This is a genomic window from Actinocatenispora sera, assembly GCF_018324685.1.
GTDB classification, from domain to species: domain Bacteria; phylum Actinomycetota; class Actinomycetes; order Mycobacteriales; family Micromonosporaceae; genus Actinocatenispora; species Actinocatenispora sera.
Genome location: NZ_AP023354.1, coordinates 2,423,137 through 2,439,933 on the forward strand (window position 1 = coordinate 2,423,137; position 16,797 = coordinate 2,439,933).

A 16,797-nucleotide genomic window follows, 5' to 3' on the forward strand; every position below is an offset into this window, starting at 1 on the left:
ATGGCCGCGATCGGGGTGTTCTGCGGTTCGTCCACGCAGGTGAGCAAGACCTATCTCGACCTGGCGGCCGATGCCGGCGCGGAGCTGGCCCGGCGCGGCCATCTGGTGGTGTCGGGCGGCGGCAGCGTCGGCATGATGGGGGCGCTGGTCGCCGGCTGCCGCGCCGCCGGCGGCCGGACCTACGGGGTGATCCCCGAAGTGCTGTACGGCCGGGAGATCGCCGACGTCGGTTCGGACGAGCTGGTCGTCACCGCCGACATGGCGGAGCGCAAGAACCGGATGATCGCCACCGCGGACGCGTTCCTCACCCTGCCGGGCGGGGTCGGCACCATGGACGAGCTGTTCGAGGTGTGGACCACCGGTCACCTCGGGCTGCACCACAAGCCGATCGCCTTGCTGTCGACCGACGGCTTCTACGATGGCCTGATGTCCTATGTGGACACTCTGGTACGGGACCGGTTCCTGTCCGCCGACGCCCGCGACCTGCTGCGGGTGGTGCACGACGTCCCGGCCGCCGCCGACGTGCTGGAGGCGGCCCTCGCCGCCGGCTCGCACTGAGGCGCGGTCGCGCCGGTGCGGCCGGGCGTCGCCGCCTCGCGCCGATCGCGGTCGCGAGTGCCGGCCCGGGAGGGGTGCGGGCCGGCACTCGCGGGTCAGCGGAACCGGTGAGCGTTGCGGTCGCACCAGTCGGCGAAGGTGGCGGGCTCGCGGCCGAGCAGCTCGCGCACCGTGCTGGTGCGGAAGCCGACCGTGTCGGCGCGCATCTGCTCGAACCCCTCGACGATCGCCTCGGCGAGCGCGGGTGGGGCGCCGTGGGGGAAGCGTGCGGCGACCGCCTCGGCGGCCGTACGGATCGGCCGGACCTCGATGTCCCGGCCGACCGCCGCGGCCAGTACCTGGACCTGCTCGGTCACGGTGAACGTCTGCTCGCCGGTCAGCGTGTACGCGGTGCCGGCGTGGCCGTCCTCGGTGAGCGCCAGCGCGGCGACAGCGGCGATGTCGGCGGGATCGATCGGGGCGAACCGCCCCGGTCCGACCGGGTCGAGCACGTAGCCGCCGGACCGGATCGTGGGCAGCCAGTCGAACGCGTTCGTCATGTACCCGCCGGGCCGCAGCACGGTCGTCGGGATCCCGGACTCGCGCAGCAGCACCTCCCGCTCGTGGTGCCACCGACCCATCGCCGGCATCGGGTCGCCGAGCACGTTGTACGAGGAGAGCTGCACGACGTTGGCCACGCCGGCGGCGCGGGCGGCGGCCACGGCGTGCTCGGTGTGGGTCAGCCCGATGCCGGGGGTGAGCAGGAACATTCCGTCGACGCCGTCGAGTGCGCGCGCGAGCGACTCGGGGTCGTCGAGGTCGGCGAACGCGCGCTCGGCGCGCTCCGGCAGCGTGGCGGCGCGGGCCGGATCGCGCACCAGCGCGCGGACCTCCGCGCCGCGGTCGACGAGCGTACGGACCAGTTCGCGGCCGATGTTTCCGGTTGCACCGGTGACCAGTAGCATGAGCAGTCCCAGGGTCGTTTACGGGTTAATGATGTGCCTCGGAATGGAACGATAACCGGTTAACGACATGCCGTCAACGCCGACCTGCGCTGCAGTGGAGGTACCGATGCCCGGACTGTTGGACCTGCACGGCCGCACCTCGAAGGCGCTGCGGGCACTGGCCGAGGCGGCGGTGCAGCGACACGGCCTGCACCTGGGGCAGGACCACCTGCTCGCGGCGCTGTGGGAACGGGACGGTCGCACCCCGGGCGAGATCGCCGCCGCGGTCCGCGTCACCACCCCGGCGGTGGTGAAGATGGCCGGCCGGATGATCACCGCCGGCTGGATCACCCGGCGCCCCGACGATCGGGACAACCGCCTCGTGCGGCTCTGGCTCACCGACGCCGGCCGCGCCCTGCAGGAACCCGTCGAGGCCGCCCGGCGCCGCCTCGAGGACCAGGTCACCGCCGGCCTCACCGACGACGAGCGGACGGCACTGCTGTCCGCCCTGACCAAGGTGCACGACACAGCCGTCGCGCTGCTGGCCGATCCACCCGATCACACCACCGGCTGACCGCGCCGGAGCCCGGCACCGAGCCAGCCGTCCCAAGACGGCCGCGCGTCGTTCACCCGGCCCCAAGACAGCCGCGCGCTGGTTCACCCGACCCAAGACGCCGGGCGTCGGTTCATCCGACCCAAGACGCCGGATATCGGTTCATCCGACCCAAGACGCCGGATGTCGGTTCATCCGACCCAAGACGCCGGATGTCGGTTCATCCGACCCAAGACGCCAGGCGTCGGTTCATCCGACCCCGAGAGCCGGGCGTCGGTCGTCCGACCAGGACGGCCGGGCGTCGGTCACCCCGGAGCCGGACGCCAGGCGTGCGGTCAATGGGCCGGGGGCGGCCAGGGCAGGACGGTCAGCTCCGGCCAGCGCCGCCGCCAGCGGGCCGCCTTCGCCTCGTAGACCGAACGCGGCGCCTGCACCGGATTCGGCCGCAGCACCAGGTTGAACACGTCGGACAGCCCGTGCGGCGCGTAGACGCGCCACCGGTCGCCCGGCTCGGTGCGCACGCCGACGCAGCAGGTGGTGGCGGCGAAGCTGTCGATCGCCGCCTCGCTGGAGGTGTAGGCCGGGCAGGGCACCCCGAACTTCGCCTCGTACCAGAGGTGCACCCGGGCCTCGTTGCGGATCTCGATCTCGACCGGCAGGCCCGCGAACACCGCGCGGCCGGCCGCGATCACCTCGTCCTCCGCCGCCCAGGACAGGTCGGCGTCGTCGAAGTAGAACACGTCGTAGTCCCTGATGCCGCCGCTCGGCGCCCGGTGCGTCACCACGTTCCACACCGTCTGGAACACGCACCCGGCCGTCAGGTACCACCCGGGCAGGTCGAGGGTTGCGGTGCGGGCCAGCACCTCGGTGAGCAGCTCGTTGCGCTGCAACGTGGTCCGCAACGCGGGCAGCTGTTCGTCCAGCGGCAGGAGACCGATCATGCCGCCTGACTACCAGCCGGCTGTGACAGAACCGCCCGCTCCCGGGTCAGGCGAGGCCGCGGCGGGCGGCGGCGGGCTGCCGGTCGCCGCGGATGGTGGCGACCATGTCCAGCGCCTGCCGGGTGGCGCGGACCTGGTGGGCGCGGAAGAACCGGGCCCCGAGCCAGGCGCTGACCACGCTGGCGGCGAGTGTGCCGGACAGTCGGCCGGCCACCGGTACGTCCAGCGACTCGCCGACGAAGTCCTTGTTGGACAGGGCGACGAGTACCGGCCATCCGGTGCCGGCGAGTTCGTCCAGCCGGCGGGTGAGCTCCAGCGAGTGCCGGGTGTTCTTGCCGAAATCGTGCGCCGGGTCGATCAGGATCCCGTCCCGCCGTACCCCCAGCGCGACCGCGCGGTCGGCCAGCCGCGTCACCGTGTCGAGCACGTCGGCCACCACGTCGTCGTACGCCGGCCGGTGTGGCCGGGTACGCGGCGGCAGCCCACCGGTGTGCGAGCAGACCAGGCCGACACCGGTCTCCGCGGCGACCTCGGCCAGCCGCGGGTCGGCGCCCGCCCAGGCGTCGTTGAGCAGGTCGGCACCCGCCTCGACGGCCTGCCGGGCCACTTCCGCCCGCCAGGTGTCCACCGAGATCACCAGGTCGGGATGCCGCGCCCGGATGGTCGCCACGAACGGGACGATCCGCCGGATCTCCTCCTCCGCGTCGACCACCTGACCCGGGCCCGCCTTGACGCCGCCGATGTCGACGATGTCGGCTCCTTCCTGAACCGCCCGGTCGACGGCCGCGAGCGCCGCCTCGGTCCCGAACGTGGCGCCCTGGTCGAAGAACGAGTCCGGGGTCCGGTTGATGATGGCCATCACGGCCAGCTCGGTCGGCTCGAACGTGCGGCGACCCAGCCGCACCGGACCGCTGTCCACGCGCTACCTCCTGACGGTGTCGGCACCATCGTCCATCAACCCAGGGCAAACGCCTGGTCGGCCCGGTGGCGGCCGGCGCGACGGGTGAGGCCCGGACCGGCACTACACCGTACCGGGGTCCTGTCGGTCTGTTCGTCGTGTCACGATTGCCGGTATGCGCGAGATTCTCCTGCTGCTCGTGGTGGCTCTGGTGGCCGCGGCCATCGTGTTCGGTGTGATCGTCGCGATCACCGGTGCGGCGCGTGGCCTGCAGCCGGCCGAGCCGGACGAACGGGCCCGCCGACTGCCCGGCGACCGGCCGCTCGCGGAGCGCGACCTGGGTACGGTCCGGTTCGACGCGGTCCTTCGCGGGTACCGGATGGCGCAGGTGGACGCCGCGCTGCGCCGCGTGTCGTACGACCTGGGCTACAAGCAGGAGCTGATCGCGGCGCTGGAGGCCGAGGTCGCGGCGCTGCGGGACGGCCGCACCGCCGATGCCGACCTGCTGCGCGACCGCCGCCTTGCCGCCGCCGCGCCCGTCCGCCGGGTGGCCCAGCGCCCGGCGACCCCGACCCCGACCGACCCGGCCGGCGCCGCGGCTGCGGGCGCAGTGCCGGCCGGCGAGGCGGTAGCGGACGCAGCGCCGATCGACGAGGCGGCTGCGGGCGCAGTGCCGGCCGACGAGGGGGCAGCGGACGCAGCGCCGATCGACGAAGCGGCAGCAGACACCGTGCCGGTCGACGACCCGGCGCCCGCCGGGGATCCCGCGCCGGTCACCGGTGCCGAGACCGACGGCGGTGCCCAGGCCCTGCAGCCTGCCGACCGCGCCGAGCCTGACGACCTCGCGACGGCTGCCGACGGCGCCGAGTCCGCGGACACGGTCCCGGCCGACGAGGGCGAACGGGCTGAGGACGCGGCGGACGATCCGGCGGCGGGAAGGCCGGACACCGACGGCTCGAACGGGCGGGCGGATGGTGCGGCGCGCCGGGTCGCCGGCCAGCCGGCGGTGAGCTGACGCCCATGAGCGAGCGGGAGCGAAGCACGGGCATCGTGCGTGGGTGCCTCCGGCCCGAGCGAGGCAGAGCGGGGAGCGGGCATGAGTGATGCGCGGAGGTCACCGGATCTGTTGATCGGTGCGGACGGCCGGGGGCGTTGCCCGTGGGCCGGCAGCGCGCCGGAGTACGTCGAGTACCACGACGACGAGTGGGGTCGGCCGGTGCGCACCGACGACGGGCTGTTCGAGCGGCTCACCCTGGAGGCGTTCCAGTCCGGGCTGGCATGGATCACCATCCTGCGCAAGCGGCCAGCGTTCCGGCAGGCGTTCGCCGGCTTCCGGATCGGCAAGGTCGCCGCGTTCGGCGAGGCGGACCGGGAGCGGCTGCTCGCCGATGCCGGCATCGTGCGCAACCGCGCGAAGATCGACGCCGCGCTGGGCAACGCCCGGGTGGCGGCCGAGCTGCCGGGCGGCCTCGCCGCGCTGATCTGGTCGTACGCGCCGAAGCAGCGGCCGCGCCCGAAGCGGCTCGCCGACGTGCCGGCCACCAGCCCCGAGTCGGTGGCGCTGGCGAAGGAGCTGAAGCGGCGCGGTTTCCGGTTCGTCGGCCCGACCACCGCGTACGCGTTGATGCAGGCCGCCGGGTTGGTCGACGACCACCTGGCCGGCTGTATCGCCCCCGGCAACACCGCCGCCTGACCTGCCGCGGGCCGGTGCGCCGCCGCCCGCCTGTGCGGCGCGCTGTCGGCCTGCCGCTGGTGGGGGGCGCCGCCCGCCTGCGCGGCGCGCTACCGGGCTGCCGCTGGTGGGGGGCGCCGCCCGCCCGTGCGGCGCGCTACCGGGCTGCCGCTGGTGGGGGACGCCGCCCGCCCGTGCGGCGCGCTACTGCCGCTGGTGGGGGACGCCGCCCGCCTGTTCGGCGCGCTGACCGGGCGACCGCTGGTTTCCTGCGTCCGCTGGGACGCCGCCCGGGTGTCCGGCGCGCCGGCGCCGTCGGGCCCGACCACCACTGGTTGTCCGCGGTCCGGCGGGACGCCGTTGCCTGCCGGTCCGCGGACCGGGCATGGGTGCTGCCCCGGTGCGCCGCGGAGTTCCCGGCATGCGGAAAGATAAGGGTTGCCTCAGCAGCACCGCGAGCTGCGGGTGATCGTGACGGCAGGCGGAGGTGTCATGACGCAGTGGATGGTCGCGGTCGGCCCGGAGCAGTTCCAGGCGGAGCGGCTCTACCAGCACGATCAGCTGGAGGTACCGCTGCCGGCGATGCTGCCGATGGCGGTCGGTGACCCGGTCGCGCTGGTCGCCACCGGGGGCACCGTTGACGAACCGGTCGTGTTCGGCCTGGCCCGCATCGTGACCCCGCCGTACCCGGTGGACCGGGTGCCGGACGACCCGGACGACGCCGACGTGGCCGGCCTGCCGGCGGCGATGGTGGTCGAGTACCTGGTGCGCGCGGTCGACCGGCCGGTGCCGCTGGCCGACCTGGCGCTCCCGGAGGCGATGGAGTTCGAGCCGGGCGATCCGGCCGTACTGGGCGAGCCCGGGTACGGGCGGATCGTCGCGGCGTTGGGGGCGCCGCGCAGTCCGGTCACGCCGAAGCGGGAGTGGCTGGTCAGCCTCGACCTGCCGATCGAGGCCGACTCGCCGGCCGAGGCGGTCCGGATCTTCTGGACCTACGTCCGGCAGCTCGGCCCGGCGGAGCTGCCGGCGTTTGTCTCGCCGCGCGGCGACGAGACCGCGATGCGCCCGTACGTGCTCGGCGTCGAACACGAGATGGACCCCGAGGAGGACGAGTAACCGTCGGCCACCGGCCGCCGGCCCGCACCCGCGACCCGCACCGTTGATCAAGGGATCGCGACACGCATTGCTGGCACGACGTGACCCGATCCCTTGATCAACTTCACCGGGAGGGCAACTTCACCGGGAGGGCAACTTCACCGGGAGGGCGGCTTCACCGGGAGGGCAACGACCGGGAGGGCAACGACCGGGAGGGTCAGCGGCCGTGGAAGGCGGGGCGGCGCTTGGCGACGAACGCCTCGGTGGCGGCCCGGTGGTCGCTGGTCGCGCCGCAGATCGACTGCGCGTCCGCCTCGACCGCCAGCGCATCCCGCAGGCTGCCCGAGGCGCCGGTCGCGAGCTCGCGCTTGAGCTGGCCGTACGCCACGGTCGGGCCGGCGGCGAGCCGGGTGGCGAGCGCGGTGGCCGCGGGCAACACCTCGTCGTCGGTGGCGACCAGCTCGGTGAACAGGCCGAGCCGGTCGGCGGTGGCCGCGTCCACCTTGGTACCGAGCAGGGTCAGTTCGGTGGCCTTGGCGTAGCCGACGAGCCGGGGCAGCGTCCAGGAGATGCCGGTGTCGCCGGCGAGGCCCACTCCGGCGAAGCTCATCGAGAACGACGTACCGGGGCCGCCGATGCGGAAGTCGGCCAGGAACGCCAGCGCCGCGCCCGCACCGGCGGCCGGCCCCCGTACCGCGGCGACGACCGGCTTGGGCATCCCGCCGAGCAGCTCCGCGATCGGCGTGTAGTGCTCGTGCACGGTGCGCATCGGGTCGCTGCCGGCGCCCAGCGTCTCGATGTGTTCGCGCAGGTCCTGGCCGACGCAGAAGCCGCGGCCGGCACCGGCGAGCAGCAGCGCCCGGCAGTCGTCGTCGGCCGCCGCGTCGCGCAGCGCGTCCCGCAGCGCCTCCTTCAGCTCGACCGACAGCGAGTTCAGCGACTCGGGGCGGTTGAAGGTGAGCGTGACGACGCCGGTGTCGGCGCGGTCGACCAGCAGTACCTCGGTCATGGCAACCCTTCGGATTCCTCAGCGGTGGGTGGTGGGCAGGCAGGAGTCCACGTACCGGTCGGCGGCGGCGCGCAGCCGCCCCGCGTACCGGTCGAAGAAGGCGGCCGCGGCGGCGCCGGGCCAGTCGGGCGGCAGCAGCTCGGCCGGCAGCTGCGGGTCGGAGAACAGGAACGTCCGCCAGGCGTGCACCAGCCGGAACCGCGCCGCGTACGCCTGCTCGTCGGTCACCGTGGCCGGCAGCCCGGCGACCACCGGCGTGTACTCGGTGACGAACTCCCGGTACGCGGTGGCGAGCGCGGGCAGGTCCCAGGCGCGGCGGACCAGGTCGCTGGCGCCCGCGGTGTCGCCGTCGTGCCGGGCGACGAACCGTGCCGCGGCGACGCCGACCTCGTCCAGCAACGCGGCCACCTCGGCGTCCCGCGCCCGTACCGTGCCGCGGCGGGGCGCCGCCCAGGTGCTCGGGGACAGCGCGCCGAAGCCGAGATAGCCAAGGGTGTCGGCGAGCCGGCTGCGCTGCGCGCGGGTGGCCGACCCGGTCAGTACCAGCAGATCGAACCGGCCGTCCCAGTCGCGCCGGGTGGTCCGGTAGATGCGCGCGGCGGCCTCGTCGAGCCGGCGCATCCCCCGACCGGTGAGCGCGTAGCCCGGCCCGGCCGGCAGCCGTACGGGGGCCAGCCAGCCCTGCCGGACCATCCGGGAGATGGCGGTGCGCACCGCCGGCGCGGCGATGGACAGCGGCGCGAGCAGCCGGACGAGGGCCGCGACCGGTGCCTCACCGCCGCGCGGCCGAAGGTGATCTCCATAGAGATCGAACAGCGCGGAGCGGGCCTGCACGCTCGCGAGTGTGACAGTTCGATACCGAAGATGCCAACAACTGTCACATATCCCCGGGGCCGGTTTGGGTCCCGGCCCGCTTATCAGGGAAAATCATCGTCGTGGAAGTGCGTCGCTGGCCGGCGGGCCGGCTCGGCCGCGACGCGCGGAAGGTATCGGCCGCGGGAAAACCCGCGGTGTCGAGTCGAGGGGAGACAACATGGCGGCCATGAAGCCGCGGACGGGCGACGGTCCGCTGGAGGTCACCAAGGAGGGCCGCGGCATCGTCATGCGGGTTCCGCTCGAAGGCGGTGGCCGGCTGGTCGTCGAGATGACCCCGGAGGAAGCCGGCGAGCTCGGCGAGGCGCTGAAGAACGTCGCGGGCTGATCCGTTTGCGGGGGGCCGTGCGGCACCCCACCGATCCATACCGGCCCGGTACCGATCCTTCGGTGCCGGGCCGGTGTCCTGACCTGGTCGTCCCGACCTGCTGTCCGATCTCGCTGTCCCGCTTCCGGGACGGATGGAGCTGCGTGTGGCTTCCTTGACCCTGCGACTCGGCACCGGAACCCGGCCCGCGGTACTGGCCGTGCCGGTCGCGCCCACCGGCGACGACACCGACGACTCTGCCGCTGGGCCCGGCTCGGCTGGCAAGGCCGGCTCCGCCGGTTCGGCTGGCAAGGCCGGCTCCGCCGGTTCGGCTGGCAAGGCCGGCTCCGCCGGTTCGGCTGGCAAGGCCGGCTCCGCCGGTTCGGCTGGCAAGGCCGGCTCCGCCGGCGGTGCGGCGGCCGCGGTGCTGGCAACGGTGCCGCTACCGGCTGGCACCGAGAGCGTGCTCGCCGCCTACCTGGCCGACGTCGAGCACTCCGGAGCCGCCGGCAGCATCGAGGTGCTGCCGCGCCCCGGCGAGCGGCCGCAGCGGCTGATCGCCGTCGGTGTCGGCGACGGCACCGAGGCCGACTGGCGGGCGGCGGGTGCCGCCGTGGTGCGCGCCGCCGCGAAGCAGCCGGCGCTGACCGTCGCGGTACCGGACGGGCTGACCGACGCGCAGCTCGCCGGGCTGGCCGAGGGGATCCTGCTCGCCGGGTACCGGTTCAGCCTCGCCGCGGACGACAGCGGTGCACCGGCGCTGAACCGGGTCACCATCGCCGCCGACGCCGCCCGGTACGGCCCGGCACTGGCGCACGCGCAGGCGGTCGCCGAGGCGACCGCGCTGGCCCGGGACTGGGTCAACACGCCCAGCAACGACAAGTCGCCGGAGTGGTTCGCCGGCCGGATCGCCCGCGCCGCCGAGAAGCACCAGGTGCAGGTACGCATCCGGGACGCCGCCGCGCTCGCCGCCGAGGGGTTCGGCGGGGTGGTCGCGGTCGGCGAGGGCTCGCCGCGCCCGCCGCGGCTGGTGGAGCTGCGCTGGCGGCCACGCGGTGCGCAGCGGCACGTGGTGCTCGTCGGCAAGGGCATCACGTACGACACGGGTGGCATCGACATCAAGCCGATCGGCGCGATGGAGCTGATGCGCAAGGACATGGGCGGTGCCGGCGCGGTCGCCGCGGCGACGATCGGTGCCGCCGCGATGCGACTGCCGGTACGCGTCACGGCGCTGCTTCCGTTGGCCGACAACGTCGTCAGCGGTGCGGCGTACCGGCCGGGCGACGTGGTGCGGCACTACGGCGGGATCACGACGGAGATCCAGAACACCGACGCGGAGGGTCGGATCGTGGTGGCCGATGCCCTCGCGTACGCGGTGCGCCGGCTCGCCCCCGACGTCCTCGTCGACCTGGCCACCCTGACCGGGGCGCAGCGCGTCGCGCTGGGCAAGAAGACCGCCGCGCTGTACGCGACCGACGACGAGCTGGCCGCCGCGCTCGCCGCGGCCGGCGACGACGCCGGCGAGCCGATGTGGCGGATGCCGCTGCCCGCCGACTACGTCGAGAAGGTGCACAGCTCCACGGTCGCCGACCTGAACAACGCCCCGGTACAGGGCGAGGCCGGGTCGGTGATGGGCGCCCTGTTCCTGCGCGAGTTCACCGCCGGCCACCCGTGCTGGGCGCACGTGGACATGTCCGCACCGGCCTGGTCCGCCAGCGCCGCCGGCGAACTGCCGAAGGGCGCCACCGGCTGGGGCGTCCGCACCCTGCTGCGCTACCTCGCCACCCAGTGACAGCGATGATCCCCGGCCCCGAGGCCGGGGATCATCGGCGTGCGTCGCACGGCCCGCCGGCCCTGCCCACGCCACCCTGACGGTGGTGGCGGTTCAGGCTGGCTCGGCGGGGGAGCGGCCGGGCAGGGCCCGGTCGAGGAAGTCCTCGACGGCGTCGAGCACCGCGTGGAACCGCAGCGACGAGAAGAAGTCGAAGTTGTGCTGGGTGCCCGGCAGCTCGGCGTAGGCGACCGGCCGGGTGGAGACCCGGCGCAGCTCGGCGGCGAAGGCGCGCGCGTCCTCGACCAGCACCATCGTGTCCAGGGTGCCGTGCACCAGCAGGGCCGGCGGCGCGTCCGGCCGCAGCCACCCGGCCGGCGCCGCGGCGGCCGAGCCCAGGGTGCCGGCCCTCCCGTAGTACCCGTAGAGGCCGATCACGGCCGCGACCGAGGTACCGGCCGAGCCGGAACCGGACGATGGCCGCCCACCGGTGAGCGCGGTCATCATGGCCAGGTGCGCGCCGGCCGAACCGCCGGCCAGGACGACCGTCGACGGATCCGCGCCGTACTCGGCGGCGTGCTCGCGGACCCAGGCGAGGACCCGCTCGACATCGCCGAGCCGGTCGGCGTAGTCGACGTGCCGTAGCCGGTAGTTGGCGCTGACGCAGACCCAGCCGCGGCTCGCCAGCCGATACAGCAGGGGCCGGCCGCCGAGCAGCTTGTCGCCGACCGCGAAGCCGCCGCCGTGCAGGTATACCAGTACCGGGGCGTTCGCCGGGCGCCGCCGGGCGAGGTACACGTCGAGCAGCTGGCCGCGGCCGGGTGCGGCGCCGTACCGGAGGTTGCGGAGCCACCGCACTCCCGGGCGGTAGGAGACGAACGGGACGAGCAGCCTCGGCCACGACATCCGGGTGTGCCGGTGCCGGCTGGGGGCGCCGAACGCGGCGTCCAGCGCGGCGGCGAGCACCGGCCGGGCGGTACGGGTCCGGACCGCGAGCGCCACCATCCCGGCTGCCGGGACCGCGGTCAGGGTGAGACCGAGCCACCAGAGCGGCGCCCCGGCGGTACCGCCGGCGAGGAACGGCAGGGCGGCAGCGGTCAGGACGACCAGCGCGGCGAACGGTTGCTCGTTGAGCAGGTACGTCATCATCGCGACCGTCGACCACGGGGTGGACCGGCGCGGCCGCGGTGGCCGCCACGCGAGCGCGACCAGCAGTACGAACAGCACCATCGTGGTGATGAATCCGGGCGGCATCTGGTCCTCGTTCCGCGGACGTCGGGGGTGCCGCAAGCCTCGCGGGTACGCGGTTGCGGGCGCATCGGCCCGATGGCGGCGCCGGCTCGGACCCCGGTCGGTACCCGCCTCGACTTTGGTCGGTGGTCCCGCGTTCTCCACCCGGCTCTCCACCCGCGCGCCGATCCGTCCCCGCCGCCCGATCCCTACCTTCGGTGGGCGGGGAAAGGGGTAGGCGATGGAGAAGACCGTCCTGGCCATCGGTGTGGTGCTGGTGGTGGTCGCGTTGATGATCGTGCGGCGGGTGTACGGCGAGCCGCTGAAGGCGCGCCGGCTGCTGCTCGCGCCGCTGATCGAACTGGCGATGGGTGGGTACCAGATCGCCACGCACGGCGGGCTGCCGGCGGGCGAGTGGCTGTCGCTGGCGCTGACCGGTGCGGTGTCGCTCGGCCTGGGCGCGGCCCGCGGCGGGACGGTGCAGCTCTTCGAGCGGCGCGGCGTGCTGTGGCAGCGGTACCGCCTGCGCACGTTCCTGGTGTGGCTCGGCGCGTTCGTCGCCCGGTTCGGGATCCGGGCCCTGCTCGCCGCGCTCGGCGTCACGACCGCGGCGGCCAGCCTGTCGTCGCTCGCGTCCGGCGGCAGGCCGCACGTCAGCGCCGCGCTCATCGGTACCCTGCTGATCACCTCGGGGCTCGGCTTCCTCGGCGAGTCGCTGGTGCTCACGCCGCGGGCGCTGGCCACCGGGGTACCGATGCAGGCGTCCGGGCCGGGCGGATCGGCGCTGCTGGGGATACTCGACGGAGTACGAGGCGACGACCGGCCGGTGGGTGGCACTCGCCGGCGGAGGTGAGACGTGCAGCCCATGTGGTGGGGGCGGCCCGAGGACGGCCCGATGACCTGGGACGTCCTCGTACGGCGGGCGATCCGGGTCGCCGTGCTGGTGTTCCTGGCCGCCGGTGTGCTCGTGATCGAGACCCGGCACTGGGCGCCGCACCGGAGCGTACCGGCGGTGATCCTGCTCGGGTTGTCGGTCGTCGGGATGCTGCTGCTGTGGCCGATGCGCCGGGGCGGCGGCCGGTACGTGCCGGTGATCCTGCTGGTGACCGCGGCGCTGACGGTGGCGCTCGGCATCCTCACCCCGGAAACGATCGGCGGACTCTTCCTCTTCCTGCCGGTCTCGGTGGCGGCGATCCGGTGGCGGATCGACGCCTCCGCGGCGGTCGTGGTCGGCATCGTGGTCTGCTACGTCGGCGGTACGTGGCTGGTCTGGCACCAGTGGCCCGGCTGGTGGCTGCTCGGTGGGCTTGCCGGCTCGTACCTGGGCGGGCTGCTCGACCACGCTCGCCAGGAGCGCGTCCGGCAGTCGGCCGAGCTGCTGGAACAGAAGCAGCGGGCGCACGCCGCGGAGGCGCGGTCGGCCACGCTGGCCGAACGCAGCCGGATCGCCCGCGAGATCCACGACGTGCTGGCGCACTCGCTGGCGGCGCTCGCGGTCCAGCTGGAGGCGGCGGACGCGCTGCTCGGCGCCGGCCGGGAGGAGAAGGCGCGGGAGGTGGTGCGTACCTCGCGCCGGCTGGCCCGGGAGGGGCTGGCCGAGACCAAGCAGGCGGTGCTGGCGCTGCGGGAGGGGGCCAGCGCGCCGCTGCCCGAGTCGCTGTCCGCGTTGCTCGCCGCCACTGCGCCGGCCGAGGCGGCGGCCGGCGAGAACGGCCGGGACGAACGGCTGCGGGTCGACGGGACGGTACGCGAGGTGCCGGAGGAGGCGGGCTTCGCGCTGTACCGGATCGCCCAGGAGGCGTTGACGAACGCGGCGAGGCACGCCGCCGGGGCACCGGTACGGATGGTCCTCGCGTACGGCGCCGACCGGGTCGAGCTGACGATCCGGAACGACCCGCCCCCCGCCGGGTCGCCGGCGTCGCCGGCCGCCGCCGGCAGCGGGTACGGGCTGATCGGCATGCGGGAGCGGCTCGAACCGCTCGGCGGCACCCTGGAGGCGGGGCCGCGCGACGGCGGCTGGCAGGTGGCGGCGAGGATTCCGGTATGACCGAACCGGTGCGCATCGTGGTCGCCGACGATCAGACCGCGGTACGGGAAGGGCTCGCCACCATGCTCGACCTGCTGCCCGACGTGACCGTGGTGGCCACCGCGGCCGGTGGCGCCGAGGCGGTGGCCGCGGTCGCCGCGCACGCTCCCGACGTCGTCCTGATGGACCTGCACATGCCCGGGATGGACGGGGTCACCGCCACCCGGCAGATCGCGGCCGACCACCCGGACACCCGGGTGGTCGTGCTCACCACGTTCGCCGACGACCAGAGCATTCTCGCCGGGCTGCGCGCCGGCGCCATCGGCTACCTGACCAAGGAGGCCGGTCGGGACGAGATCGCCCGCGCGGTGCACGCCGCGGCAGCCGGCCAGGGCGTACTGGACGCCGACGTGCAGCGGCGGCTGGTGGCGGCGACCACCGCGGCGACACCGCCGGTACCGGCCGGGCCGGCGCTGCCCGACGGGCTGACTCCCCGCGAGGGCGAGGTGCTCGCGTTGATCGCCGCCGGGCTGACCAACCGGGAGATCGCCGCCGAGCTGTTCGTCAGCGAGGCGACCGTCAAGACGCACATCAACAACCTGTTCACCAAGGCGCGGTTGCGGGACCGCGCCCAAGCGGTCCGGTACGCCTACCAGCACGCCGTCGTCCTGCCCGACCGCTGACCGATCGCGCGGGTTGATCGTGGACCCGTGCCGCCCCGGCGCGTCGGTCACGGACCCGGGTGGGCGTGGCGGCGGCGTCACGCCGTACCGAGTCCCCTTCGGCAGGGGGTGGTCACGACCCCTGGACCGGTGGGGACGTGGTCACGATCCCTTTGACCGGCGGAGGTCAGGCGCCGGGAGCGCCGGGCGGGGGAGCGATCGGGCTCAGGTGGATGCCGGCGAGGCGCCATCGGCCATCGGGGCGGACCAGGATCTGGGTGACCCGGAACTTCCCGTCGCTGGGCCGCCCCTGGTACGCGGCGCGCTGGTCCTGGATGCCGATCGCGACGGCGCTGTCGCCGTAGTCGCGGACGGTGACGTCGTGCCAGTCCAGTTCGGTGGTGACGAACTGGCCGGACCGGTACCGGTCGAGCCACTGCTTCTTGTCGAGCAGGAAGCCCAGCGGGCCGACCAGGGTGAAGTCGTCGACGGCCAGCTCGTCGAGGGTGTCGGTGTCGCCCTGCACCTCTGCCGCGGCCCAGCGCCGGCCGAGTTCGGTGATGTCGGTGATGGACATGGTGTCCGCCTCTCGGGTCGGGTTCGATGGGCTAAACGTTAGACTTCTAACGATTAGCCGTCAAGCATTTCCCTCGAACCTGGGTTACGCTCTCGCCATGGGACCGCCTGCCCGGATGCCGATCGGCCTGGCCCTGGCCCGTTCGGCCAAGATCGTGAGCCGCGCCTTCGACGACGCGCTCGCCGCCGCCGGCGGCAGCCTGCCCAGCTGGTTGATCCTCATCTCGCTGAAGACCCGGGTACACGCCAACCAGCGCGAACTCGCCGCAGCGATCGGCATCCAGGGTGCGACGCTGACCCACCACCTGAACGCGATGGAGTCGGCCGGCCTGCTGCTGCGTCGGCGCGACCCGGCCAACCGCCGGGTGCACCAGGTGACGATGACCGACGAGGGCGAGCGGCTGTTCCACCGGCTGCGGCAGGCCGCCACCGAGTTCGACCGGCAGCTGCGCACCGGTCTCGACGACGGGGACCTCGACGCGCTCACCCGCACGCTCGGCACCCTCGCCGGCAACGTCGCGACCGATGCGACCGACGCCTTCCCGAACCCCACCGCCGCCCACTGACCGCGAGGCGAGTGGCAAGGCGGGCAGGGCGAGGCCGTGACCGGCGTAACGGCATCTCGTCGGCCGGCGAGCCGTAACCGGCGCGACCGGCTCGGGCGGCGTCAGGCGGCCCGGTGCGGGCGGGTGGCGTGGGTGGTGGGGACGCCGAGGCCGGCCAGCGCGGTCTTCGCGTAGTACGCCCACCAGCCGAGGTAGCGGCCGTAGCGCTCGGCGACCGCGTCGATCGAGGTGTCCGCGCCGTAGAGCCGGGCGGCCACGTCGGCGAACTGCGGCATCGCGATCGGCAACCGGTCGGGCCGGCCGAGCACCCGCAGCATGATTGCCGCCGCGGTGAACTCGCCGACGCCGCGGATGCGCCGCAGCTCGGCCCGCACCTGCTCGTACGGCGCGGTGGCGAGCCACTGCTCGTCGGCGCCGGCGAGCGCGTGGATCGCGGCGAGCAGGTAGTCGGTCTGCCTGGCGTTGCCGGTGAACCGTGCCAGCTGGTCCGGGCCGAGACCGGTCAGCGTGGCGAACGCCGGGAACGCCACGAACCGCTGCCCGTCCACCGTCAGCGACGGCCCGTGTGCCGCAGCGAGCCGGCGCTTGCGCAGCCCGGCGACCCGCTGCGCGGTGCGCTGGGTGAGCACGAAGTAGCACGCGCCCTCGGCCAGCGAGGCGAACCGGACCTGGTGCAGCCCGGCCACCTCGGTGAGCACCGGCCGCAGCGCCGGGTCGTCGGCGGCCACGGCGAGGAATCCGGTCATGTCGTCGGCCAGGCCGAGCCAGTCGGACACCCGTCGCTCGGCCCAGCGCAGCTCGTCGTCGGCGAGCGGCCGGCCGCCGAACACGGCGAGCGACACGCCGGCCCGGCCGTCGCCGCGCGGCCCCACCTCCACCACGATCGCCTCCGCGGCCGGGCCGGCCGCGGAGGGCAGCGCGAACGCCTTGCGGACGGCGCCGTCGGCGATCACCTGCTCGCCGGCGCACGGGGCGAAACCCGACAGCGCCCGCAGGCTCTGCCGCAGATCGAACGGCGGCACGGCCGGAAGCTTGGTGGTGTGCTGAAGGCTGCTCGACATGGTTCCAGCATCGAACACAGGTACGACACTTTCCCGGCCGGCGAACGCCCCGGCCGCGAGGAACCGAACTTTCCTG

19 protein-coding genes are annotated in these 16,797 nt (G+C 74.3%); 11 read left to right on the plus strand and 8 right to left on the minus strand.

From position 1 onward, the window contains the following. Positions 1 to 558 (plus strand): LOG family protein, encoded by a 558-nt coding sequence (locus tag Asera_RS11645; RefSeq protein ID WP_030449126.1) that lies wholly within the window; start codon positions 1 to 3, stop codon positions 556 to 558. Between the two features lie 95 nt (positions 559 to 653). On the opposite strand, the gene Asera_RS11650 is transcribed toward Asera_RS11645, so the two are convergent. After that, entirely contained in the window at positions 654 to 1,502 is an 849-nt protein-coding gene (locus Asera_RS11650; RefSeq protein ID WP_030449127.1) for an NAD(P)H-binding protein, read from the minus strand. A 106-nt stretch (positions 1,503 to 1,608) separates the two neighbouring features. On the opposite strand from Asera_RS11650, the gene Asera_RS11655 reads away from it, so the two are divergent. Next, the gene (locus Asera_RS11655) at positions 1,609 to 2,055 is read left to right on the plus strand and encodes a MarR family winged helix-turn-helix transcriptional regulator (RefSeq protein WP_030449128.1); all 447 of its coding nucleotides are present in this window, start codon (positions 1,609 to 1,611) and stop codon (positions 2,053 to 2,055) included. 314 nt (positions 2,056 to 2,369) lie between these two features. Here the strand turns inward: Asera_RS11655 and Asera_RS11660 are convergent, their stop codons facing one another. Both Asera_RS11660 and folP read right to left on the minus strand, forming a co-directional pair. Next, complete coding sequence (locus tag Asera_RS11660; protein ID WP_030449129.1) at positions 2,370 to 2,975, minus strand: nucleotidyltransferase family protein; 606 nt, start codon at positions 2,973 to 2,975, stop codon at positions 2,370 to 2,372. A 46-nt stretch (positions 2,976 to 3,021) separates the two neighbouring features. Then, entirely contained in the window at positions 3,022 to 3,834 is an 813-nt protein-coding gene (folP, locus tag Asera_RS11665) for a dihydropteroate synthase (RefSeq protein WP_051802922.1), read from the minus strand. A 214-nt stretch (positions 3,835 to 4,048) separates the two neighbouring features. Between folP and Asera_RS33915 the strand changes: the two genes are divergently transcribed. The 3 genes from Asera_RS33915 to Asera_RS11680 all read left to right on the plus strand — a co-directional run bounded on the left by Asera_RS33915 (position 4,049) and on the right by Asera_RS11680 (position 6,661). Beyond that, complete coding sequence (locus Asera_RS33915; RefSeq protein ID WP_051802907.1) at positions 4,049 to 4,888, plus strand: DivIVA domain-containing protein; 840 nt, start codon at positions 4,049 to 4,051, stop codon at positions 4,886 to 4,888. Positions 4,889 to 4,969: 81 nt separating this feature from the next. Then, positions 4,970 to 5,566, plus strand: a complete 597-nt coding sequence (locus Asera_RS11675; protein WP_030449132.1) for a DNA-3-methyladenine glycosylase I — start codon at positions 4,970 to 4,972, stop codon at positions 5,564 to 5,566. A 471-nt stretch (positions 5,567 to 6,037) separates the two neighbouring features. Then, the gene (locus Asera_RS11680) at positions 6,038 to 6,661 is read left to right on the plus strand and encodes a hypothetical protein (protein ID WP_051802908.1); all 624 of its coding nucleotides are present in this window, start codon (positions 6,038 to 6,040) and stop codon (positions 6,659 to 6,661) included. A 196-nt stretch (positions 6,662 to 6,857) separates the two neighbouring features. Here Asera_RS11680 and Asera_RS11685 read toward each other — a convergent pair whose 3' ends face one another. Both Asera_RS11685 and Asera_RS11690 read right to left on the minus strand, forming a co-directional pair. Then, entirely contained in the window at positions 6,858 to 7,649 is a 792-nt protein-coding gene (locus Asera_RS11685; protein ID WP_030449134.1) for an enoyl-CoA hydratase-related protein, read from the minus strand. 18 nt (positions 7,650 to 7,667) lie between these two features. Then, the gene (locus Asera_RS11690; protein ID WP_030449135.1) at positions 7,668 to 8,483 is read right to left on the minus strand and encodes a PaaX family transcriptional regulator; all 816 of its coding nucleotides are present in this window, start codon (positions 8,481 to 8,483) and stop codon (positions 7,668 to 7,670) included. Positions 8,484 to 8,682: 199 nt separating this feature from the next. Here Asera_RS11690 and Asera_RS11695 point away from each other — a divergent pair, with 199 nt between their 5' ends. Both Asera_RS11695 and Asera_RS11700 read left to right on the plus strand, forming a co-directional pair. Then, entirely contained in the window at positions 8,683 to 8,850 is a 168-nt protein-coding gene (locus Asera_RS11695) for a DUF3117 domain-containing protein (protein ID WP_084132636.1), read from the plus strand. A gap of 145 nt (positions 8,851 to 8,995) precedes the next feature. Next, positions 8,996 to 10,621 carry a leucyl aminopeptidase gene (locus tag Asera_RS11700; RefSeq protein WP_244843841.1) on the plus strand — a complete coding sequence of 542 codons (1,626 nt, stop codon included), beginning with the start codon at positions 8,996 to 8,998 and terminating at the stop codon, positions 10,619 to 10,621. Positions 10,622 to 10,714: 93 nt separating this feature from the next. Here the strand turns inward: Asera_RS11700 and Asera_RS11705 are convergent, their stop codons facing one another. Next, positions 10,715 to 11,854: an alpha/beta hydrolase gene (locus tag Asera_RS11705; protein WP_051802909.1), complete on the minus strand. Its 1,140-nt coding sequence runs from the start codon at positions 11,852 to 11,854 to the stop codon at positions 10,715 to 10,717. Between the two features lie 217 nt (positions 11,855 to 12,071). On the opposite strand from Asera_RS11705, the gene Asera_RS11710 reads away from it, so the two are divergent. Genes Asera_RS11710 through Asera_RS11720 form a run of 3 tightly spaced genes read left to right on the plus strand, consistent with a single transcriptional unit; the run spans position 12,072 to position 14,539 of the window. Next, positions 12,072 to 12,683, plus strand: a complete 612-nt coding sequence (locus Asera_RS11710) for a hypothetical protein (protein WP_051802910.1) — start codon at positions 12,072 to 12,074, stop codon at positions 12,681 to 12,683. Between the two features lie 42 nt (positions 12,684 to 12,725). Beyond that, on the plus strand, positions 12,726 to 13,877 hold the full coding sequence (locus tag Asera_RS11715) for a sensor histidine kinase (protein WP_157035132.1): 1,152 nt from the start codon (positions 12,726 to 12,728) through the stop codon (positions 13,875 to 13,877). After that, positions 13,874 to 14,539: a response regulator gene (locus tag Asera_RS11720; RefSeq protein WP_030449140.1), complete on the plus strand. Its 666-nt coding sequence runs from the start codon at positions 13,874 to 13,876 to the stop codon at positions 14,537 to 14,539. Before Asera_RS11715 ends, Asera_RS11720 begins: the two co-directional genes overlap by 4 nt. 166 nt (positions 14,540 to 14,705) lie before the next feature. Here Asera_RS11720 and Asera_RS11725 read toward each other — a convergent pair whose 3' ends face one another. Further along, on the minus strand, positions 14,706 to 15,095 hold the full coding sequence (locus tag Asera_RS11725) for a nuclear transport factor 2 family protein (protein WP_030449141.1): 390 nt from the start codon (positions 15,093 to 15,095) through the stop codon (positions 14,706 to 14,708). Positions 15,096 to 15,192: 97 nt separating this feature from the next. Here Asera_RS11725 and Asera_RS11730 point away from each other — a divergent pair, with 97 nt between their 5' ends. After that, positions 15,193 to 15,660, plus strand: a complete 468-nt coding sequence (locus Asera_RS11730; protein WP_051802912.1) for a MarR family winged helix-turn-helix transcriptional regulator — start codon at positions 15,193 to 15,195, stop codon at positions 15,658 to 15,660. A gap of 101 nt (positions 15,661 to 15,761) precedes the next feature. Here the strand turns inward: Asera_RS11730 and Asera_RS11735 are convergent, their stop codons facing one another. Then, positions 15,762 to 16,721: a DNA-3-methyladenine glycosylase family protein gene (locus tag Asera_RS11735; protein WP_030449143.1), complete on the minus strand. Its 960-nt coding sequence runs from the start codon at positions 16,719 to 16,721 to the stop codon at positions 15,762 to 15,764. Between the last annotated feature and the right edge of the window lie 76 nt (positions 16,722 to 16,797).